Genomic DNA, 19,512 nt, shown 5'->3' with positions numbered 1-19,512 from the left:
GGTGGGTAGGTATTACCCATGCGGATGGCCACCTTCAACATCCTGCACGGTCGCAGCGTCCACGACGGCGAGGTCGACGTCGACCGGCTCGCCGAGTGTGTGCGGCGGTTGGACGCCGACGTGCTGGCCCTGCAGGAGGTCGACTGCGATCAGCCACGCTCGGCGATGGCCGATCTCACCGCCGTCGCGGCCGAGGCGATGGGCGCGGTCAGCCACCGGTTCGTCGCGGCGATCTCCGGCACGCCCGGCGCGACCTGGATGGCCGCCACCGGCGACGAGCAGCCGGGCACCGCCGCGTACGGCATTGCGCTGCTGTCCCGGTTTCCCGCGCTGAGCTGGCAGGTGCTGCGGCTGCCGCGGATCCCGATGAAATTCCCGATGTATCTGCCCGGGCCCGGTCGAGTGCAGATCGTCGACGAAGAACCCCGGGCCGCGATGGTGGCCCGGCTCGACACCGCGCTGGGGGAGCTGACGGTGGCCAACACGCATTTGTCGTTCGTCCCGGGCTGGAACCGGGTTCAGCTGCGCCGGCTGACCCGCGATCTGCGTGGCTTCCCGGGCCCGCGGGTGCTGATGGGTGATCTCAACATGGACGCCCCTCGCCGGGCGCGGCTGCGCTCGTTGGCGACGGCGCCGACGTTTCCGATCAATGACCCTGACCGTCAGCTCGACCACATCCTGACCGACGATGTCCGGCTGGTCGCCGACACGTGGTCCACGCCGGCGCTGCCGGTTTCGGATCATCGGCCACTCGTTGTCGATGTCTTGCATCGCTGACGGTCGTAGGGTGCGGGGGTGCAGGTCATTTCTGCGGAGTCGACGGAACTGTTCGTCGGCCCGCCGGATGCGCCGCTGCAGCTGGCCCGGGTGACGGTCGACGCCGGCACCGAGCCGACGCTGGTCCGGGTCGACGGCGACGGCCTGGCCGGGGAGGCGCTCGCCCGGATCGGGCAGGGCGTGGTCGAGGTGCCGATCGCCGTCGAGCGCCCGGTGATCGGACAGCGCCGGACGGCCTGGGTGGACGTCGCGGGCAGCGCTGGACCAGCTAGCAAGCCCTTTGCTTTCACCGTCGCCGAGCCCGGCTGGACGATGTTCATGATCAGCCACTTCCACTACGACCCGGTGTGGTGGAACACCCAGGGCGCCTACACCAGTGTCTGGCAAGCGGACCCGCCGAGCAGATGCCGGAACGGTTTTGAGCTGGTCCACGCGCATCTGGAGCTGGCCCGCCGCGAACCCGAATACAAGTTCGTGCTGGCCGAAGTCGACTACCTCAAGCCGTACTGGGACACCCACCCCGAGGATCGCGCCGACCTGCGCCGGCTGATCGCCGAGGGCCGGGTGGAAATCATGGGCGGCGCCTACAACGAGCCCAACACCAACCTCACCAGCCCGGAGACGACAATCCGGAACTTCGTGCACGGCATGGGGTTTCAGCGCGACGTGCTCGGCGGTGATCCGGCTACCGCCTGGCAGCTCGACGCGTTCGGCCACGACCCGCAGTTCCCCGGTATGGCCGCCGATGCCGGCCTGACGTCGAGCTCGTGGGCGCGCGGACCGCACCACCAGTGGGGTCCGATGCACAGCGAAGGCGGACTGGGCGGCATGCAGTTCTGCAGCGAGTTCGAATGGATCGCCCCATCCGGACGCGGGCTGCTCACCCATTACATGCCCGCGCATTACGGGGCCGGCTGGGGGATGGACGACGCCGCATCGCTGGCCGAAGCCGAGCAGGCCACTTACCGGCTGTTCGACGAGCTGAAGAAGGTCGCGCTGACCCGCAACGTGCTGCTGCCGGTCGGCACCGATTACACGCCACCGAACAAGTGGGTCACCGAGATTCACCGCGACTGGGGTTCGCGGTACACCTGGCCGCGGTTCGTGTGCGCGCTGCCGTGCGAGTTCTTCGCCGCGGTGCGGGCCGAATTGGACGCTCGCGCGCTGGCGCCGTCGCCGCAAACGCGGGACATGAACCCCATCTACACCGGCAAGGATGTGTCGTTCATCGACACCAAACAAGCCAATCGCGCCGCCGAGAATGCTGTGCTGGACGCGGAGAAGTTCGCGGTGTTCGCCGCGCTTGCCGGCGGTTGCGACTACCCGCAGGCCGCGCTGGCCAAGGCGTGGGTGCAGCTGGCCTACGGCGCGCACCACGATGCGATCACCGGCTCGGAATCCGATCAGGTCTACCTCGACCTGCTGACCGGCTGGCGCGACGCGTGGGAGCTGGGCTGTACGGCGCGTGACCGGTCGCTGGCGCTGCTGTCCAGCGCGGTCGACCGCGATGTTGTGGTGTGGAATCCGTTGGCGCACAATCGAACCGACGTAGTGAACGTTCGGCTCGACGCCGGGCTGCGGATTGTGGATGCCGACGGCGCCGACGTGCCCGCGGTGGCAGAGCGCGGGTCAGTCACGTTCCTGGCGCACGACCTGCCGTCGCTGGGATGGCGGGCCTATCGGCTGGTACCCGGCCAGTTAGACGCCTGGGAACCGTTGGCCGGCAACGTGATTGCCAATGGGCACTACCGGCTTGAGGTCGACCCGGACCGCGGCGGCGGGGTGACGTCGCTGCTGCACGACGGCCGACAGCTGGTCGCCGACGGCCGGGTGGGCAACGAGTTGGCCGTCTACGAGGAGTACCCGGGACACCCGACCGGCGGCGAGGGCCCGTGGCATCTGCTGCCCAAGGGGCCGGTCGTCTGCTCGTCGGAAACGCCGGCCGAGGTGCAGGCGTATAGCAGCCCGCTGGGACAGCGGCTGGTGATCCGCGGCCGGGTCGACCCGTTGCTGCGCTACACCCAGACGCTGACGCTGTGGCGTGGCATCGACCGGGTGGACTGCCGCACCAGCATCGATGAATTCGCCGACGCCGACCGCCTGGTGCGGGTGCGCTGGCCGTGCCCGGTGCCCGGCGCCATGCCGGTCAGCGAGGTCGGCGACGCCGTCGTCGGGCGCGGTTTCGCATTGCTGCACAATGGATCTCATTCGGTGGACACCGCGACCCACCCGTGGACGTTGGACAATCCCGCCTACGGCTGGTTCGGGTTGTCCTCGGCGGCGCGGATTCGGGTGGGCGACGGCGTGCGGGCGGTATCGGTGGCCGAGGTGGTGGCGCCGACTGAGCCGCTGGCGGGCCTGTTGGCGCGCGACCTGATGGTCGCGCTGGTGCGAGCCGGGGTCACCGCGACCTGCAGCAGCGCCGACAAGCCCCGCTACGGTCACCTCGGTGTCGACTCCAACTTGCCGGACGCCCGTATCGCGCTGGGTGGGCCGGGCCAGAACGCGTTCACCAAAACCGTGCTGGCTGCGGCTGATCCGGCTTACACGATCGAAATTGACCGCCAACTCGCCGACGCCGGCCGGGCCAGAGTATGGGTGCCCGCCGGGGCGCCGTTGGCGGCCGGCTGGGTCCCCGGCGCGGACCTGCGCGATCCGCGGGCGCTGCCGGTGCTGGTGATCGCCAGCCGCGACGACGCCGAGCTCGGGCCGGCGATCGCGTCGGTGGCCGACGACCTCGTCGACGCCGAGATCGTCGTCACCCAGCAGGCGTCGTCGGGCATGCAGCGCTTCGAATCTCGTACGGTCGCGTTGTTCAACCGCGGGGTGCCGAGTTTCGCCGTCGAGGCCGACGGGACGTTGCATACCGCGCTGATGCGCTCTTGCACCGGCTGGCCGTCCGGCATCTGGATCGACGAGCCGCGCCGCACCGCACCCGACGGCTCCAACTTTCAGCTGCAGCACTGGACGCACGTGTTCGACTACGCGCTGGCCAGCGGTGACGGCGACTGGCGTGAAGCCGAAATCCCCACTCGCAGTGCGGAATTCTCCCACCCGCTGATCGCGGTGACGGCATCCGGGCGAGCCGGCGGGCTGCCAGCGACCGGCTCGCTGCTGCAGGTCGAGCCCGCCGGCTCGGTGCAGTTGAGCGCCCTCAAGGCGGCGGGCAATCCCCTGGCGCACGGCAGCGCCCACCCCGTCGATCCCGCGCGGGTGGCCGTGCGGCTGGTCGAAACGCACGGCGGCGACGCCGACGTGGTCGTCCGCTCGCCGCTGGGCAAGGTCTCCGAGCTGCATCAGGCCGATCTGTTGGAACGGCCGCGACGGCGCCGCCACCTGACTGCCCTGCACGGCTACCAGATCGGCACCGCGCTGGCACGACTCGACCTGCCCCGACTGCTCGACGCCGAAGACACCGCGTTGGCTCCGCAGGCCGAGAACTGCCACCCGCTCTACGCGCGCTACTGGCTGCACAACCGCGGGCCGGCGCCGCTCGGCGGCCTGCCGGCCGTCGCTTACCTGCACCCGCATCGGCTGACCGCCGCAGCCGGTGCCGACGTGACGTTGCGGCTCACCGCGGCAAGCGACTGCTGTGACACGCCGCTGGCCGGTGCCGTCGCCCTGGCATGCCCGCCCGGCTGGTCGGCCAGCCCCGCCGAGCTGCCCTTCACCCTGCGGCCCGGCGAATACCTGGAAGCCGACATCCTCGTGACGATGCCCCCGGATACCGCACCCGGGCTGTATCCGCTGCGGGCGCAGCTACAGGTCACCGGCGACGACCTGCCGCCCGCCTGGCGTCAGGTCGTCGAAGACGTGTGCGTGGTCTCGGTCGGTGACGCTGACGATGAACGGCTGGTGTACCTGGTCGACGGGCCAGCCGATGTCGAGGTCGATGCGGGCGACTCGTCTCGCCTGGCCGTCACCATCGGCACCGACGCGCATGCCGAGCTGGCGTTGGAGGCGCACCTGATCAGCCCGTGGGGGACCTGGGAGTGGATGGGCCCGGCCGCTATCGGCGCCGAGCTGCCCGCCGGTGGCACGGTCGAGCTCGGCTTCGAGGTCACGCCGCCTGCATGGGTGGAGCCCGGCGAGTGGTGGGCGCTGGTCCGGGTCGGTTGCGCTGGGCAGCTGCTGTACTCGCCCGCGGCGAAGGTGACGGTCCGATGATCGTCGCGACGGTTGGGGCCATCGGGGTGCCAGTCGACGAGGTCGACGAGCGAGAGGCGAGGCTGCGCGACGGCCCATTGGCGGGCGCGCTGCCGGCGGTCGGCACCAGCGAGGGCCGGCAGCTGCGCCGCTGGCTGACACAGCTGATCGTGACGGAGCGGGTGATCGCCGCGGAGGCCGCCGCGCTGGGTGTGACCGTGGGCGACGCGCCGAGCGAGGCCGAGCTGCTGCCCGACGCGACGGCCCGCCTCGAGATCGGCAGCATCGCCGCCGCGGCGCTGGCCGACCCGTGTGCGCGCGCCGTCTACGCGCGCGTCACGGCCGCGGTCGATGTCAGCGATGACGCCGTCGCGCACTATCACGCCCGCAACCCGCTGCGGTTCGCTACGGCAGGGCCGGACCGCGTCGGTTGGCGCGGTCCTGTCGTCGCCGCGCCGCCGCTAGATCAGGTGCGCGGTTTGATCGCCGAGCACCTGCGGGACGCCGCGCGGCGGCGGGCCTTCCGGGTATGGCTCGACGAACGACGGGCCGCGCTGGTGCGGCTGGCCCCCGGATACGAGCATCCCGGCGATCCGCGTCAACCCGACAACACCCATCGGCACTGAGCATTTAGATGCACACGCTTGCCCTCGACATCGGCGGCACCAAAATCGCTGCCGGCCTGGTCGATTCCACCGGCTCCCTGGTGCACTCGGCCCGTCGGCCCACGCCCACCGGCGAGGTTTGGGCCGTGGTCGAGGCGATGATCGCCGACGGGGTCGACACCGCCGGCGGTGCCGTCGGCGGCGTCGGCGTCGCCGCGGCCGGTCCCGTCGACCTGGCAGCGGGCACCGTCACGCCGATCAACATCGCCAGCTGGCAAGGGTTTCCGCTACTGGACCGGGTCGCGGCGGCGGTGCCGGGTGTGCCGGTGCGGCTGGCCGGTGACGGTGTGTGCATGGCGCTCGGGGAACACTGGCGCGGCGCCGGGCAGGGCGCCGACTTCCTGCTCGGCATCGTGGTGTCCACCGGCGTCGGCGGCGGACTGGTGCTCGAGGGTGCGCCGTATCACGGCCGCACGGGCAACGCGGGGCACGTCGGCCACGTCGTCGTCGACCCGGACGGGCAGCCCTGCTCCTGCGGGGGGCGCGGCTGCGTCGAGACCGTCGCGGCCGGCCCGTCGATGACGCGGTGGGCGCGGGCGAACGGCTGGTCCGGGACCGACGCGTTGGCGCTGGCCGAGGCGGCCCGCGCCGGTGACCCCGTAGCTGTGCGCGCGTTCGAACGCGGCGCCACCGCGCTGGCCGCGATGATCGCGTCGGTGGCCGCGACGTGCGATCTGGACCTGGTGGTCATCGGTGGGGGTGTCGCGAAATCCGGTGAGGTGCTTTTTGACCCACTGCGTGCGGCGTTGGCGTGCTACGCCGGCTTGGATTTCCTGGGCGGCTTGCGCGTGGTGCCGGCCGCGCTGGGCGGCGACGCGGGCCTGGTCGGGGCCGCCCGGCTGGTCCCATCTGTCACATGAGCCACTCGACGGGACCAGGTGGCTTTTTGCCCGCCTCGTAGCGACAACGCGGGGATGTCAGACCGCCGTGCGACGGTCCGACAATGGATAACTCACGGCGGCTGCGGGGCATCGACCTTCGCTATGTACTGACAATGCATTTGTTCAGCCACGGCCGAGCGACGATCGCCGAGCTGATCGAAGCGCTAGCGTGGCACGGCTTTGACGTCGACGGCCGCCCATCCAAGTCGGTGTCGGACGCATTGCGGTGGGAGGTCCGCCGCGGCAGGGTGTATCGACTCGGGCGCGGGCGCTACGGTCCGGGATGGATGCCGCGTGGCACCGAGCACCGGATACACCGACGGGTGATGGCGCTGCGGGCCGAAGCTTCGCGATTGTCGCTACGAGGCGGCCAAAAAGCCACCCGGTTCTGATCAGTGACTTGTGTGGCTGGTGGGGCGTCGATGCTGCGGGCGGCGATTCTGGCGGCGATGTTCGCCTTGTTGACCGCCGCCTGTTTTGGCTGATAAGCCACGGCCACGCTATTGTGGTTGCCGATCCACCGAAGACCGTCGGTCACCGAGCAATCGGTTGAAGGTCCGGGAACTCCCGGCGGCCCACGCAGGAGGACGAGGCATGCCGATGCTGCACGCCCCGACCGCTTCCTGCGTCGGGGCGTTTGTGATTTCCGGGCCGAGACTCCAAGGAGGCATGCATGGCCCGGGCTGACAAGGCCACCGCCGTTGCAGACATCGCTGAGCAGTTCAAGGCTGCCACCGCGACCCTGATTACCGAGTATCGCGGTCTGTCCGTGGCCAACCTGGCCGAGCTGCGTCGCTCGCTGGCTGGATCCGCGACCTACTCGGTCGCCAAGAACACCCTGGTCAAGCGGGCCGCCGCGGAGGCAGGCATCGAAGGGCTCGACGAGCTGTTCATCGGGCCGACGGCGATCGCCTTCGTCTCCGGCGAGGCGGTCGACGCCGCGAAGGCCATCAAGACCTTCGCCAAGGACCACAAGGCGCTGGTCATCAAGGGTGGCTACATGGACGGCCACCCGCTGACCGTCGCCGAAGTCGAGCGCATCGCCGACCTCGAGTCCCGCGAGGTGCTGCTGGCGAAACTGGCCGGCGCGATGAAGGCCAACCTGTCGAAGGCGGCCGGGCTGTTCAACGCGCCCGCGTCGCAGGTGGCCAGGTTGGCCGCCGCCCTGCAGGAGAAGAAAGCCGCGGAGGCGCCCGCGGTCGCCGAAAACCCAGAAGCTCCCGAAACCACTGAATAACCCACCCCAGGAAGGACCCACACCATGGCCAAGCTCTCCACCGACGAACTGCTCGACGCGTTCAAGGACCTGACCCTGTTGGAGCTCTCGGAGTTCGTCAAGAAGTTCGAGGAGACCTTCGAGGTCACCGCGGCTGCGCCGGTCGCCGTCGCCGCCGCCGCTCCGGGCGGGGCCGCTCCTGCCGCCGAGGCGGCCGAGGAGCAGTCCGAGTTCGACGTGATCCTCGAGGCCGCCGGCGACAAGAAGATCGGCGTCATCAAGGTCGTGCGCGAGATCGTCTCGGGCCTGGGCCTCAAGGAGGCCAAGGACCTCGTCGACGGCGCCCCCAAGCCGCTGCTGGAGAAGGTCGCCAAGGAAGCTGCCGACGAGGCCAAGACCAAGCTCGAGGCCGCAGGCGCCACCGTCACCGTCAAGTAGTTCGACCCGACAGCGCCAACCGCTGCGACTGCTGTACTCGCTCGGGTGAATCCCCAAGCGCGACAAGCAGATTCGTAGTCATCGTCGCGAGCACCGGGCCGACGGCAGCGCCGTCGTCGCCGTAGTATCCGGCCAGTTCGAGCATCACGAACCCGTGGATCGCCGCCCAGAACTGGGCGGCGATCGCCACGACGGCGGCGTCGTCACCCGCCGGGCCCGCGCTGATCCGGCCGGCGAGAACCGACCGGTGCACCGGGCGCACCACGCACGCGAAGCTGGGATAGCGCTCGCTGATCTCGGCCACCGACAGGCTGACGACGTTGTGCGCGGGCGCGTTGATGCCGTGCGCGCTGGTGCTGCCGAACATCAGCCGGTACATGTGCGGGCGCTCGATGGCGTAGCGCCGATATGCGATGCCGGTGGCCACCAGATCGGCCACCGGGTCGGCCGTCTGCGGCACCGATAGTGCGTCGGCGAACTGCCGCAGGCCCTCCTCGGCGACCTCGGCAATCAGTGCCTGCATCCCTCCGAAATGGGTGTACACCGCCATCGTCGAGGTTCCGGCCGCACCCGCGATCTTGCGGGTCTGCAAGGCGTCAGGACCGTCGTGGTCGAGCAGCCGCACCGCCGCGTGCACCAGCTCGTCGCGCACGCTGCGTTCGGTGCCTGAGATCAGCCGGGAAGTCATCGTTGCCATCTTGACATAGCGGGCATACGACGAGTATAACAATGAAATATCAATGTTATGCCGCTAGGAGCTAGTGATGACCACTGCCGCCAAAGCCGCCACCCGGAACCCCTACCTCGAGGGCTTCCTCGCGCCGGTGAAGACCGAAGTGACCGCCACCGACCTGCCGGTCACCGGTCAGATCCCCGACTACCTCGACGGCCGCTACTTGCGGAACGGACCCAACCCGGCCGCCGAGGTTGATCCGGCCACCTATCACTGGTTCAGCGGCGACGGCATGGTGCACGGCGTGGCACTGCGCGACGGCAAGGCCTGCTGGTATCGCAACCGCTGGGTGCGCAGCCCGTCGATAAGCTCCCGTCTTGGCGAGAAGGCTCCCCGACTGGACCCTCGAGCGGGCATGCTGGCCCTCGGCGCCAACACCAATGTGCTGGGCCATGCCGGACGGACATTGGCGCTCATCGAGGGCGGCGTGGCCAACTACGAGCTGACCGACGAGCTCGACACCGTCGGCACGTGCGACTTCGACGGCACCCTGACCGGGGGCTACGCCGCGCACCCACACCGCGACCCGGCCACCGGCGAGCTGCATGCGGTGTCCTACTCGTTCGCTCGCGGACGAACCGTGCAGTACTCGGTGATCGACACCGCCGGACGCGCCCGCCGAACCGTCGACATCAAGGTGTCGGGTTCGCCGATGATGCATGACTTTTCACTCACCGAGAAGTACGTGGTGCTCTACGACCTGCCGGTGACATTCGACCCGATGCAGGCGTTGCCGACCAACGTGCCGCGCTGGCTGAGCCTGCCCGCGCGGCTGGTGATGCAGTCGCTGATCGGGCGCGTGCGGGTGCCCAGCCCGATCACCGCGATGATCAACCGCGATCCGACGCCGTCCGACCGGCTGCCCTACGCCTGGAACCCCAACTACCCGGCGCGCATCGGCGTCATGCCCCGCGACGGCGGCAACGCCGACGTCCGGTGGTTCGAGATCGAACCCTGCTACGTCTACCACCCGCTCAACGCGTACTCCGAAGACCGCGAAGGCACCGAAATCTTGATCCTCGACGTGGTGCGCTACGACAGGATGTTCGACCGCGACCGTCGCGGCCCCGGCGACAGCCGGCCCACCCTGGACCGCTGGACCATCAATCTGACCACCGGCGCAGTGAGCAGCGAGCGCCACGACGATCGGCCACAGGAGTTTCCCCGGATCAACGAGACTTTGCTGGGCGGGCGGCACCGATACGGCTACGCCGTCGGCACCGACGGCGGCTACCTATCGGGCGGCGCAAACGACTTCTCCACCGCGCTCTACAAGCACGACTACACGACCGGGTCCAGCGTGACCGCGCGGCTCGACGCCGACCTTTTGATCGGCGAGATGTCTTTCGTCCCCCGCCCCGACTGGCGCTCCGAGGATGACGGCCTGCTGATGGGCTACGGCTACCACCGCGGCCGCGACGAGGGCCAGCTGCTGCTGCTCGACGCGGCAACCCTCGAGTCGGTGGCCACCGTGCATCTTCCGCAGCGGGTGCCGATGGGCTTTCACGGCAACTGGGCGCCCACCGCTTGACAGCGGGTGCCGATGTTGTTCAAGTTGTGACGGCGCATGTACGAGATGACGCTCAGCTGCGTGCGCTACAGTGACTCATGCCACAAATCTTCGATGAGTGGCATTGAGCAACATCGGCGGGAGGATTTCGCATGGGTATCGCTATCGAGGTTGAGGGGCTTACAAAGTCCTTCGGAGCCCAGCGGATCTGGGAAGACGTCACGATGGAGATCCCCGCCGGTGAGGTCAGCGTGCTGCTCGGCCCGTCGGGTACCGGCAAGTCAGTCTTCCTGAAGTCCCTGATCGGCCTGCTGCGCCCGGAGCGTGGTTCGATCATCGTCGACGGCACAGACGTCACCGAGTGCTCGGCCAAGGAGCTCTACGACATCCGCACGCTGTTCGGCGTCATGTTCCAGGACGGCGCCCTGTTCGGGTCGATGAGCCTCTACGACAACACCGCGTTCCCGCTGCGCGAGCACACCAAGAAGAAGGAAAGCGAAATCCGTGACATCGTCATGGAGAAGCTGAACATGGTCGGGCTGGGCGGTGACGAGAAGAAGTTCCCCGGCGAGATCTCCGGCGGTATGCGCAAGCGCGCCGGCCTGGCCCGCTCGTTGGTGCTCGACCCGCAGATCATCCTCTGCGACGAGCCCGACTCCGGTCTGGACCCGGTCCGCACCGCCTATCTGAGCCAGCTGCTGATCGACATCAACGCACAGATCGACTGCACGATCCTGATCGTGACGCACAACATCAACATCGCCCGCACCGTGCCGGACAACATGGGCATGCTGTTCCGCCGCAAGCTGGTCATGTTCGGCCCGCGCGAGGTGCTGCTGACCAGCGACGAGCCGGTCGTGCGGCAGTTCCTCAACGGCCGTCGGATCGGACCGATCGGTATGTCCGAGGAAAAGGACGAGGCCACCATGGCCGAGGAGCAGGCCCACATGGAGGCGGGCCACGTCGACGGCGGGGTCGAGGAGATCGAGGGCGTTCCGCCGCAGATCACCGCCACCCCCGGCATGCCCGAGCGCAAGGCGGTCAAGCGTCGGCAGGACAGGGTCCGGGAGAATCTGCACCTCCTGCCGAAGAACGCCCAGGCGGCGATCCTGGACTCCCTTGAGGGCACGCACAAATACGCGGCGCACGAGTTGCCCGACGAAGCCGGCCCCGGCCGGCACCGCGACGACGAGGACGACACCGCGTCGATCCCAACCCAACGCCGGTAACGACCGTCGCCAATCCCCGCCGGAAGGAGATTTCCCCACCATCTTGGCGCGTCACCTCTTGACGGAAGCGCCCGAAGGGGCCAGTCTGTTGGGCAGCATGCGTGCACGGGTAGGACGAGGCGCCAGCCAGCGCAGATGTCCCCGGGCACGGTAGTTGAGGAATGCGCCGTCCTGCGCTATTGTTGGACGTTGCGCTGGCTGCCTCCTGCCCATCTCATCCGCCACTTGACACCGTGGTCCTAGCCTGAGCCGTTGCTGGCTCAGCCATCTAGCTGCGTGCGTGAGATCCGGACAGATCGTTCGCCAGCCGAACCGACACAGTTATAGCGGCGAACAGGTCGAACCCACTAGCCGCATGAGGTGCTGGAAGGATGCATCTTGGCAGTCTCCCGCCAGAGCAAAACAAAGAGCCGACCCCAACCTTCTTCCAATAGCTCCGTTCCTGGAGCACCCAATCGAATTTCCTTTGCCAAGCTGCGTGAACCGCTCGAGGTTCCCGGTCTGCTGGACGTGCAGACCGACTCGTTCGAGTGGCTGATCGGTGCGCCGCGCTGGCGCGAGAAGGCCGTCGAACGCGGCGAGCCCGAGCCCAAGGGCGGCCTGGAAGAGGTGCTCGACGAGCTGTCGCCGATCGAGGACTTCTCCGGCTCGATGTCGCTGTCCTTCTCCGACCCACGGTTCGACGAGGTCAAGGCCCCTGTCGACGAGTGCAAAGACAAGGACATGACGTACGCGGCCCCGCTGTTCGTCACCGCCGAGTTCATCAACAACAACACCGGTGAGATCAAGAGCCAGACGGTGTTCATGGGTGACTTCCCGATGATGACCGAGAAGGGCACGTTCATCATCAACGGGACCGAGCGGGTGGTGGTCAGCCAGCTGGTCCGCTCGCCGGGTGTGTACTTCGACGAGACCATCGACAAGTCCACCGAGAAGACGCTGCATTCGGTCAAGGTGATCCCGAGCCGCGGTGCGTGGCTGGAGTTCGACGTCGACAAGCGAGACACGGTCGGTGTGCGCATCGACCGCAAGCGCCGTCAGCCGGTGACCGTGCTGCTCAAAGCGCTGGGCTGGACCAGCGAGCAGATCACCGAGCGGTTCGGCTTCTCCGAGATCATGATGTCGACGCTGGAGAAGGACAACACCGCCGGCACCGACGAGGCGCTGCTGGACATCTACCGCAAGCTGCGCCCGGGCGAACCGCCGACCAAGGAGTCCGCGCAGACCCTGCTGGAGAACCTGTTCTTCAAGGAGAAGCGCTACGACTTGGCCCGGGTCGGCCGCTACAAGGTCAACAAAAAACTCGGCCTGGCCGGAAACCCCGCGGACACCAGTTCGACGACTCTGACCGAAGAGGACGTTGTCGCCACCATCGAGTACCTGGTGCGCCTGCACGAGGGTCAGGCCACGATGACCGTCCCCGGCGGCGTCGAGGTGCCGGTGGAGACCGACGACATCGACCACTTCGGCAACCGTCGGCTGCGCACGGTCGGCGAGCTGATCCAGAACCAGATCCGGGTCGGCATGTCCCGGATGGAGCGGGTGGTACGCGAGCGGATGACCACTCAGGACGTCGAGGCGATCACGCCGCAGACCCTGATCAACATCCGCCCGGTAGTCGCCGCGATCAAGGAGTTCTTCGGCACCAGCCAGCTGTCGCAGTTCATGGACCAGAACAACCCGCTGTCGGGTCTGACCCACAAGCGTCGGCTCTCGGCGCTGGGCCCGGGTGGTCTGTCCCGCGAGCGGGCCGGCCTGGAGGTGCGCGACGTGCACTCGTCCCACTACGGCCGGATGTGTCCGATCGAGACCCCGGAAGGCCCGAACATCGGCCTGATCGGGTCGCTTTCGGTGTACGCGCGGGTCAACCCGTTCGGGTTCATCGAAACGCCGTACCGCAAGGTCCGCGACGGCGTGGTCACCGACGAGATCGAATACCTGACCGCCGACGAAGAGGACCGCCACGTCGTCGCGCAGGCCAACTCGCCGATCGACGACGACGGCCGGTTCACCGAGCCGCGTGTCCTGGTGCGCCGCAAGGCCGGCGAGGTCGAGTACGTCTCCTCGTCGGAGGTGGACTACATGGATGTGTCGCCGCGCCAGATGGTTTCGGTGGCCACCGCGATGATCCCGTTCCTCGAGCACGACGACGCCAACCGCGCCCTGATGGGTGCCAACATGCAGCGCCAGGCGGTTCCGCTGGTGCGCAGCGAGCGGCCGCTGGTGGGCACCGGCATGGAGCTGCGTGCCGCGATCGACGCCGGCGACGTCGTCGTCGCCGACAAGAGCGGCGTCATCGAGGAGGTGTCCGCCGACTACATCACGGTGATGCACGACGACGGCACCCGGCACACCTACCGGATGCGCAAGTTCGCCCGCTCCAACCACGGCACCTGCGCCAACCAGCGTCCGATCGTCGACGCCGGCGAGCGCGTCGAGGCCGGCCAGGTGATCGCCGACGGCCCCTGCACCGACCAAGGTGAGATGGCGCTGGGCAAGAACCTGCTCGTCGCGATCATGCCGTGGGAGGGCCACAACTACGAGGACGCGATCATCCTGTCCAACCGCCTGGTCGAGGAGGACATCCTCACCTCGATCCACATCGAGGAGCACGAGATCGACGCCCGCGACACCAAGCTGGGCGCCGAGGAGATCACCCGGGACATCCCGAACGTCTCCGACGAGGTGCTGGCCGACCTGGACGAGCGCGGCATCGTGCGCATCGGTGCCGAGGTCCGCGACGGCGACATCCTGGTCGGCAAGGTCACCCCGAAGGGTGAGACCGAGCTGACCCCGGAAGAGCGGCTGCTGCGCGCGATCTTCGGTGAGAAGGCCCGCGAGGTCCGCGACACCTCACTGAAGGTGCCGCACGGCGAGTCCGGCAAGGTCATCGGCATCCGGGTGTTCTCCCGCGAGGACGACGACGAGCTGCCGGCCGGCGTCAACGAGCTGGTGCGCGTCTACGTGGCCCAGAAGCGCAAGATCTCCGACGGCGACAAGCTCGCCGGACGACACGGCAACAAGGGTGTGATCGGCAAGATCCTGCCGGTCGAGGACATGCCGTTCCTGCCGGACGGCACTCCGGTGGACATCATCCTGAACACGCACGGTGTGCCGCGACGGATGAACATCGGCCAGATCCTGGAAACTCACCTGGGCTGGTGCGCGCACAGCGGCTGGAAGATCGACACGGCCAAGGGCGTGCCGGACTGGGCCGAGCGGCTGCCCGAGGAGCTGCTGGACGCCGAGCCCAACAAGATCGTGTCCACGCCGGTGTTCGACGGCGCCCAGGAGGCGGAGCTGCAGGGTCTGCTGTCCTCGACGCTGCCCAACCGCGACGGCGATGTGCTGGTCGACGGGGACGGCAAGGCGATCCTGTACGACGGGCGCTCCGGTGAGCCGTTCCCGTACCCGGTGACCACCGGCTACATGTACATCATGAAGCTGCATCACCTGGTGGACGACAAGATCCACGCCCGCTCCACCGGCCCGTACTCGATGATCACCCAGCAGCCGCTGGGCGGTAAGGCGCAGTTCGGTGGCCAGCGCTTCGGCGAGATGGAGTGCTGGGCCATGCAGGCCTACGGCGCGGCGTACACGCTGCAGGAGCTGTTGACCATCAAGTCCGACGACACCGTCGGCCGGGTCAAGGTGTACGAGGCGATCGTCAAGGGGGAGAACATCCCCGAGCCGGGCATCCCGGAGTCGTTCAAGGTGCTGCTCAAGGAGCTGCAGTCGCTGTGCCTCAACGTGGAGGTGCTCTCCAGCGACGGCGCGGCGATCGAGATGCGCGACGGCGACGACGAGGACCTGGAGCGCGCTGCGGCGAACCTGGGAATCAACTTGTCCCGCAACGAATCTGCGTCCGTTGAGGACCTAGCGTAATTGTTTTCTAGTCCCGAAAGGGGAAAGGGAGTTACGTGTTAGACGTCAACTTCTTCGATGAACTCCGGATCGGCTTGGCCACCGCCGACGACATCCGGCAGTGGTCGTACGGCGAGGTGAAGAAGCCGGAGACCATCAACTACCGCACATTGAAGCCGGAGAAGGACGGCCTGTTCTGCGAGAAGATCTTCGGCCCCACTCGCGACTGGGAGTGCTACTGCGGCAAGTACAAGCGGGTGCGCTTCAAGGGCATCATCTGTGAGCGCTGCGGCGTCGAGGTGACCCGTGCCAAGGTGCGCCGCGAGCGGATGGGCCACATCGAGCTGGCCGCGCCGGTGACGCACATCTGGTACTTCAAGGGCGTGCCGTCGCGGTTGGGGTATCTGCTGGACCTGGCGCCCAAGGATCTCGAGAAGATCATCTACTTCGCGGCGTATGTGATCACGTCCGTCGACGAGGAGATGCGGCACAACGAGCTATCCACGCTCGAGGCCGAGATGACCGTCGAGCGCAAGGCGGTCGAGGACCAGCGCGACGCCGACCTCGAGGCGCGTGCGCAGAAGCTGGAAGCCGACCTGGCCGAACTGGAGGCCGAGGGTGCGAAAGCCGATGCGCGGCGCAAGGTTCGCGACGGCGGCGAGCGGGAGATGCGTCAGATCCGCGACCGGGCACAGCGCGAGCTGGACCGGCTGGAGGACATCTGGAACACCTTCACCAAGCTGGCCCCCAAGCAGCTGATCGTCGACGAGAACCTCTACCGCGAGCTGGTCGACCGCTACGGCGAGTACTTCACCGGTGCCATGGGTGCGGAGTCGATCCAGAAGCTCATCGAGAGCTTCGACATCGACGCCGAGGCCGACGCGCTGCGTGAGGTCATCCGAAACGGCAAGGGGCAGAAGAAGCTTCGCGCCCTCAAGCGGCTCAAGGTGGTCGCGGCCTTCCAGCAGTCCACCAACTCGCCGATGGGCATGGTGCTCGACGCCGTGCCGGTGATCCCGCCGGAACTGCGTCCGATGGTGCAGCTCGACGGTGGCCGGTTCGCCACGTCCGACTTGAATGACCTGTACCGCCGGGTGATCAACCGCAACAACCGGCTCAAGAGGCTGATCGATCTGGGTGCGCCCGAGATCATCGTCAACAACGAGAAGCGGATGCTGCAAGAGTCCGTCGACGCGTTGTTCGACAACGGCCGTCGCGGCCGTCCGGTCACCGGGCCCGGCAACCGTCCGCTGAAGTCGCTCTCCGATCTGCTCAAGGGCAAGCAGGGCCGGTTCCGCCAGAACCTGCTCGGTAAGCGTGTCGACTACTCGGGCCGTTCGGTGATCGTGGTCGGCCCGCAGCTCAAGCTGCACCAGTGCGGTCTGCCCAAGCTTATGGCGCTGGAGCTGTTCAAGCCGTTCGTGATGAAGCGGCTGGTCGACCTCAACCACGCGCAGAACATCAAGAGCGCCAAGCGGATGGTGGAGCGTCAGCGTCCGCAGGTGTGGGATGTGCTGGAAGAGGTCATCGCCGAGCACCCGGTGCTGCTGAACCGCGCGCCGACCCTGCACCGGCTGGGTATCCAGGCCTTCGAGCCGATGCTGGTGGAGGGCAAGGCGATTCAGCTGCACCCATTGGTGTGTGAGGCGTTCAACGCCGACTTCGACGGCGACCAGATGGCCGTGCACCTGCCGTTGAGCGCAGAGGCGCAGGCCGAGGCCCGCATCCTGATGCTGTCGTCGAACAACATCCTGTCGCCGGCGTCGGGCCGCCCGTTGGCCATGCCGCGGCTGGACATGGTGACCGGGTTGTACTACCTGACCACCGAAGTTCCCGGCGACACCGGCGAATACGTGCCCGCTGCCAAAGACCGGCCCGAGTCGGGCGTGTACGCGTCGCCGGCGGAGGCCATCATGGCCGCCGACCGCGGCGTCTTGAGCGTGCGCGCGAAGATCAAGGTGCGGCTTTCCCAGCTGCGTCCGCCGGTCGAACTCGAAACCGAGTTGTTCGGCCAAAACGGTTGGCAGCCAGGTGATTCCTGGATGGCCGAGACCACGCTGGGTCGGGTGATGTTCAACGAGCTGCTGCCGGTGGGCTACCCGTTCGTGAACAAGCAGATGCACAAGAAGGTGCAGGCTTCGATCATCAACGATCTGGCCGAGCGGTACCCGATGATCGTGGTCGCGCAGACCGTCGACAAGCTCAAGGATGCCGGTTTCTACTGGGCGACCCGGTCGGGTGTCACCGTGTCGATGGCCGACGTGTTGGTGGCGCCGGGCAAGCAGGAGATCCTCGACGCCTACGAAGAGCGGGCCGACAAGGTCGAAAAGCAGTTCCAGCGTGGTGCTTTGAACCACGACGAGCGCAACGAGGCGCTGGTGGAGATCTGGAAGGAAGCCACCGACGAGGTCGGCGAGGCGCTGCGCAAGCACTACCCCGACGACAACCCGATCATCACGATCGTCGACTCCGGTGCCACGGGTAACTTCACCCAGACCCGGACGCTGGCGGGCATGAAGGGTCTGGTGACCAACCCGAAGGGTGAGTTCATCCCGCGGCCGATCAAGTCGTCGTTCCGTGAGGGCCTGACGGTGTTGGAGTACTTCATCAACACCCACGGCGCGCGGAAGGGCTTGGCCGACACCGCGTTGCGCACCGCCGACTCGGGTTATCTGACCCGTCGTCTGGTGGACGTGTCGCAGGACGTCATCGTGCGCGAGGGCGACTGCGGCACCGAGCGCGGCATCACCGTCGAGCTGGCCGAGCGTCAGCCCGACGGCACGCTGATCCGCGACGCGTTCATCGAAACCTCCGCCTACGCCCGCACTTTGGGTGCCGACGCGGTCGACGAGAAGGGCAAGGTGATTGTCGAGCGCGGTCAGGATCTGGGTGACCCCGAGATCGAGGCCCTGCTGGCCGCGGGCATCACGCACGTGAAGGTGCGTTCGGTGCTGACCTGCGCCACCGGAACCGGGGTCTGCGCGGTCTGCTACGGGCGTTCGATGGCAACCGGCAAGCTGGTCGACATCGGCGAGGCCGTCGGTATCGTCGCCGCCCAGTCCATCGGTGAGCCCGGCACGCAGCTGACCATGCGCACGTTCCACCAGGGTGGTGTCGGTGAGGACATCACCGGTGGTCTGCCGCGGGTGCAGGAGCTCTTCGAGGCCCGGGTGCCGCGCGGTAAGGCGCCGATCGCAGACGTCACCGGCCGGGTGCGGCTCGAGGAGGGCGACCGCTTCTACAAGATCACCATCGTCCCTGACGACGGCGGCGAGGAAGTGGTCTACGACAAGCTCTCCAAGCGCCAGCGCCTGCGGGTGTTCAAGCACGAGGACGGCACTGAGCGGCTGCTCGCCGACGGCGACCACGTCGAGGTGGGCCAGCAGCTGATGGAAGGCTCCGCCGACCCGCACGAGGTGCTACGCGTGCAGGGCCCCCGCGAGGTGCAGATCCACCTGACCAAGGAGGTCCAGGAGGTCTACCGGGCGCAGGGTGTGTCGATCCACGACAAGCACATCGAGGTGATCGTCCGGCAGATGCTGCGCCGTGTGACCATCATCGACTCGGGCTCGACGGAGTTCCTGCCCGGTTCGCTGATCGACCGTGCGGAGTTCGAGGCCGAGAACCGTCGGGTGGTGGCCGAGGGTGGCGAGCCCGCCGCCGGTCGCCCGGTGCTGATGGGTATCACCAAGGCGTCGCTGGCCACCGACTCGTGGCTCTCCGCGGCGTCGTTCCAGGAGACCACGCGAGTGTTGACGGATGCGGCGATCAACTGCCGCAGCGACAAGCTCAACGGTCTGAAGGAGAACGTGATCATCGGCAAGCTGATCCCGGCCGGTACCGGGATCAACCGCTACCGCAACATCCAGGTGCAGCCGACCGAGGAGGCCCGGGCCGCGGCGTACACGATCCCGTCGTACGAGGATCAGTACTACAGCCCGGACTTCGGCCAGGCCACCGGCGCCGCCGTCCCGCTGGACGACTACGGTTACTCCGACTACCGCTAGTCAGAGGTGCGAAGAGCCCCGGGCCTCGGCCCGGGGCCTTTTCGTG

At 67.8% G+C, this 19,512-nt stretch carries 12 protein-coding genes; 11 read left to right on the top strand and 1 reads right to left on the bottom strand.

The window, feature by feature from the left end; all coding sequences use genetic code 11:
- Positions 1 to 18 precede the first annotated feature (18 nt).
- The 7 genes from AWC06_RS11165 to rplL all read left to right on the top strand — a co-directional run bounded on the left by AWC06_RS11165 (position 19) and on the right by rplL (position 8,123).
- On the top strand, positions 19 to 777 hold the full coding sequence (locus AWC06_RS11165; protein WP_085197332.1) for an endonuclease/exonuclease/phosphatase family protein: 759 nt from the start codon (positions 19 to 21) through the stop codon (positions 775 to 777).
- Between the two features lie 18 nt (positions 778 to 795).
- A complete protein-coding gene (locus tag AWC06_RS11160; RefSeq protein ID WP_085197330.1) occupies positions 796 to 4,944 on the top strand; it encodes a glycoside hydrolase family 38 N-terminal domain-containing protein in 4,149 nt (1,382 codons plus the stop codon).
- Positions 4,851 to 5,549, top strand: a complete 699-nt coding sequence (locus tag AWC06_RS11155) for a DUF7158 domain-containing protein (protein WP_372458050.1) — start codon at positions 4,851 to 4,853, stop codon at positions 5,547 to 5,549. The genes AWC06_RS11160 and AWC06_RS11155 overlap by 94 nt, the downstream gene beginning before the upstream one ends.
- Before the next feature lie 8 nt (positions 5,550 to 5,557).
- Complete coding sequence (locus AWC06_RS11150) at positions 5,558 to 6,448, top strand: ROK family protein (RefSeq protein WP_085197326.1); 891 nt, start codon at positions 5,558 to 5,560, stop codon at positions 6,446 to 6,448.
- A gap of 83 nt (positions 6,449 to 6,531) precedes the next feature.
- On the top strand, positions 6,532 to 6,861 hold the full coding sequence (locus AWC06_RS11145; RefSeq protein WP_085197324.1) for a hypothetical protein: 330 nt from the start codon (positions 6,532 to 6,534) through the stop codon (positions 6,859 to 6,861).
- 281 nt (positions 6,862 to 7,142) lie between these two features.
- On the top strand, positions 7,143 to 7,706 hold the full coding sequence (gene rplJ / locus AWC06_RS11140; RefSeq protein ID WP_085197323.1) for a 50S ribosomal protein L10: 564 nt from the start codon (positions 7,143 to 7,145) through the stop codon (positions 7,704 to 7,706).
- Between the two features lie 24 nt (positions 7,707 to 7,730).
- Positions 7,731 to 8,123: a 50S ribosomal protein L7/L12 gene (gene rplL, locus AWC06_RS11135; protein WP_085197321.1), complete on the top strand. Its 393-nt coding sequence runs from the start codon at positions 7,731 to 7,733 to the stop codon at positions 8,121 to 8,123.
- Here rplL and AWC06_RS11130 read toward each other — a convergent pair.
- On the bottom strand, positions 8,116 to 8,820 hold the full coding sequence (locus tag AWC06_RS11130) for a TetR/AcrR family transcriptional regulator (protein ID WP_372458048.1): 705 nt from the start codon (positions 8,818 to 8,820) through the stop codon (positions 8,116 to 8,118). The two genes, rplL and AWC06_RS11130, sit on opposite strands and share 8 nt — an antisense overlap.
- A gap of 67 nt (positions 8,821 to 8,887) precedes the next feature.
- Here AWC06_RS11130 and AWC06_RS11125 point away from each other — a divergent pair, with 67 nt between their 5' ends.
- The 4 genes from AWC06_RS11125 (at position 8,888) to AWC06_RS11110 (ending at position 19,466) form a co-directional block, all read left to right on the top strand.
- The gene (locus AWC06_RS11125) at positions 8,888 to 10,387 is read left to right on the top strand and encodes a carotenoid oxygenase family protein (protein ID WP_085197319.1); all 1,500 of its coding nucleotides are present in this window, start codon (positions 8,888 to 8,890) and stop codon (positions 10,385 to 10,387) included.
- A 131-nt stretch (positions 10,388 to 10,518) separates the two neighbouring features.
- Positions 10,519 to 11,595, top strand: a complete 1,077-nt coding sequence (locus tag AWC06_RS11120; RefSeq protein WP_085197317.1) for an ABC transporter ATP-binding protein — start codon at positions 10,519 to 10,521, stop codon at positions 11,593 to 11,595.
- Between the two features lie 378 nt (positions 11,596 to 11,973).
- Positions 11,974 to 15,480, top strand: a complete 3,507-nt coding sequence (gene rpoB / locus AWC06_RS11115) for a DNA-directed RNA polymerase subunit beta (RefSeq protein ID WP_139820013.1) — start codon at positions 11,974 to 11,976, stop codon at positions 15,478 to 15,480.
- Positions 15,481 to 15,515: 35 nt separating this feature from the next.
- Positions 15,516 to 19,466: a DNA-directed RNA polymerase subunit beta' gene (locus AWC06_RS11110; protein WP_085197313.1), complete on the top strand. Its 3,951-nt coding sequence runs from the start codon at positions 15,516 to 15,518 to the stop codon at positions 19,464 to 19,466.
- Positions 19,467 to 19,512 lie beyond the last annotated feature (46 nt).

Origin of the sequence: Mycobacterium fragae (assembly GCF_002102185.1) — a bacterium.
In the GTDB taxonomy this organism is placed as follows: Bacteria; Actinomycetota; Actinomycetes; order Mycobacteriales; family Mycobacteriaceae; genus Mycobacterium; species Mycobacterium fragae.
This window is presented reverse-complemented; position numbering and strand designations above follow the sequence as displayed.

Coding starts and splice junctions, on each gene's coding strand:
- AWC06_RS11165 (WP_085197332.1), top strand. CDS start 19: ATGCGGATGGCCACCTTCAACATCCTGCACGGTCGCAGCGTCCACGAC.
- AWC06_RS11155 (WP_372458050.1), top strand. CDS start 4,851: ATGGGTGGAGCCCGGCGAGTGGTGGGCGCTGGTCCGGGTCGGTTGCGC.
- AWC06_RS11150 (WP_085197326.1), top strand. CDS start 5,558: ATGCACACGCTTGCCCTCGACATCGGCGGCACCAAAATCGCTGCCGGC.
- AWC06_RS11145 (WP_085197324.1), top strand. CDS start 6,532: ATGGATAACTCACGGCGGCTGCGGGGCATCGACCTTCGCTATGTACTG.
- rplJ (WP_085197323.1), top strand. CDS start 7,143: ATGGCCCGGGCTGACAAGGCCACCGCCGTTGCAGACATCGCTGAGCAG.
- rplL (WP_085197321.1), top strand. CDS start 7,731: ATGGCCAAGCTCTCCACCGACGAACTGCTCGACGCGTTCAAGGACCTG.
- AWC06_RS11130 (WP_372458048.1), bottom strand. CDS start 8,820: ATGGCAACGATGACTTCCCGGCTGATCTCAGGCACCGAACGCAGCGTG.
- AWC06_RS11125 (WP_085197319.1), top strand. CDS start 8,888: ATGACCACTGCCGCCAAAGCCGCCACCCGGAACCCCTACCTCGAGGGC.
- AWC06_RS11120 (WP_085197317.1), top strand. CDS start 10,519: ATGGGTATCGCTATCGAGGTTGAGGGGCTTACAAAGTCCTTCGGAGCC.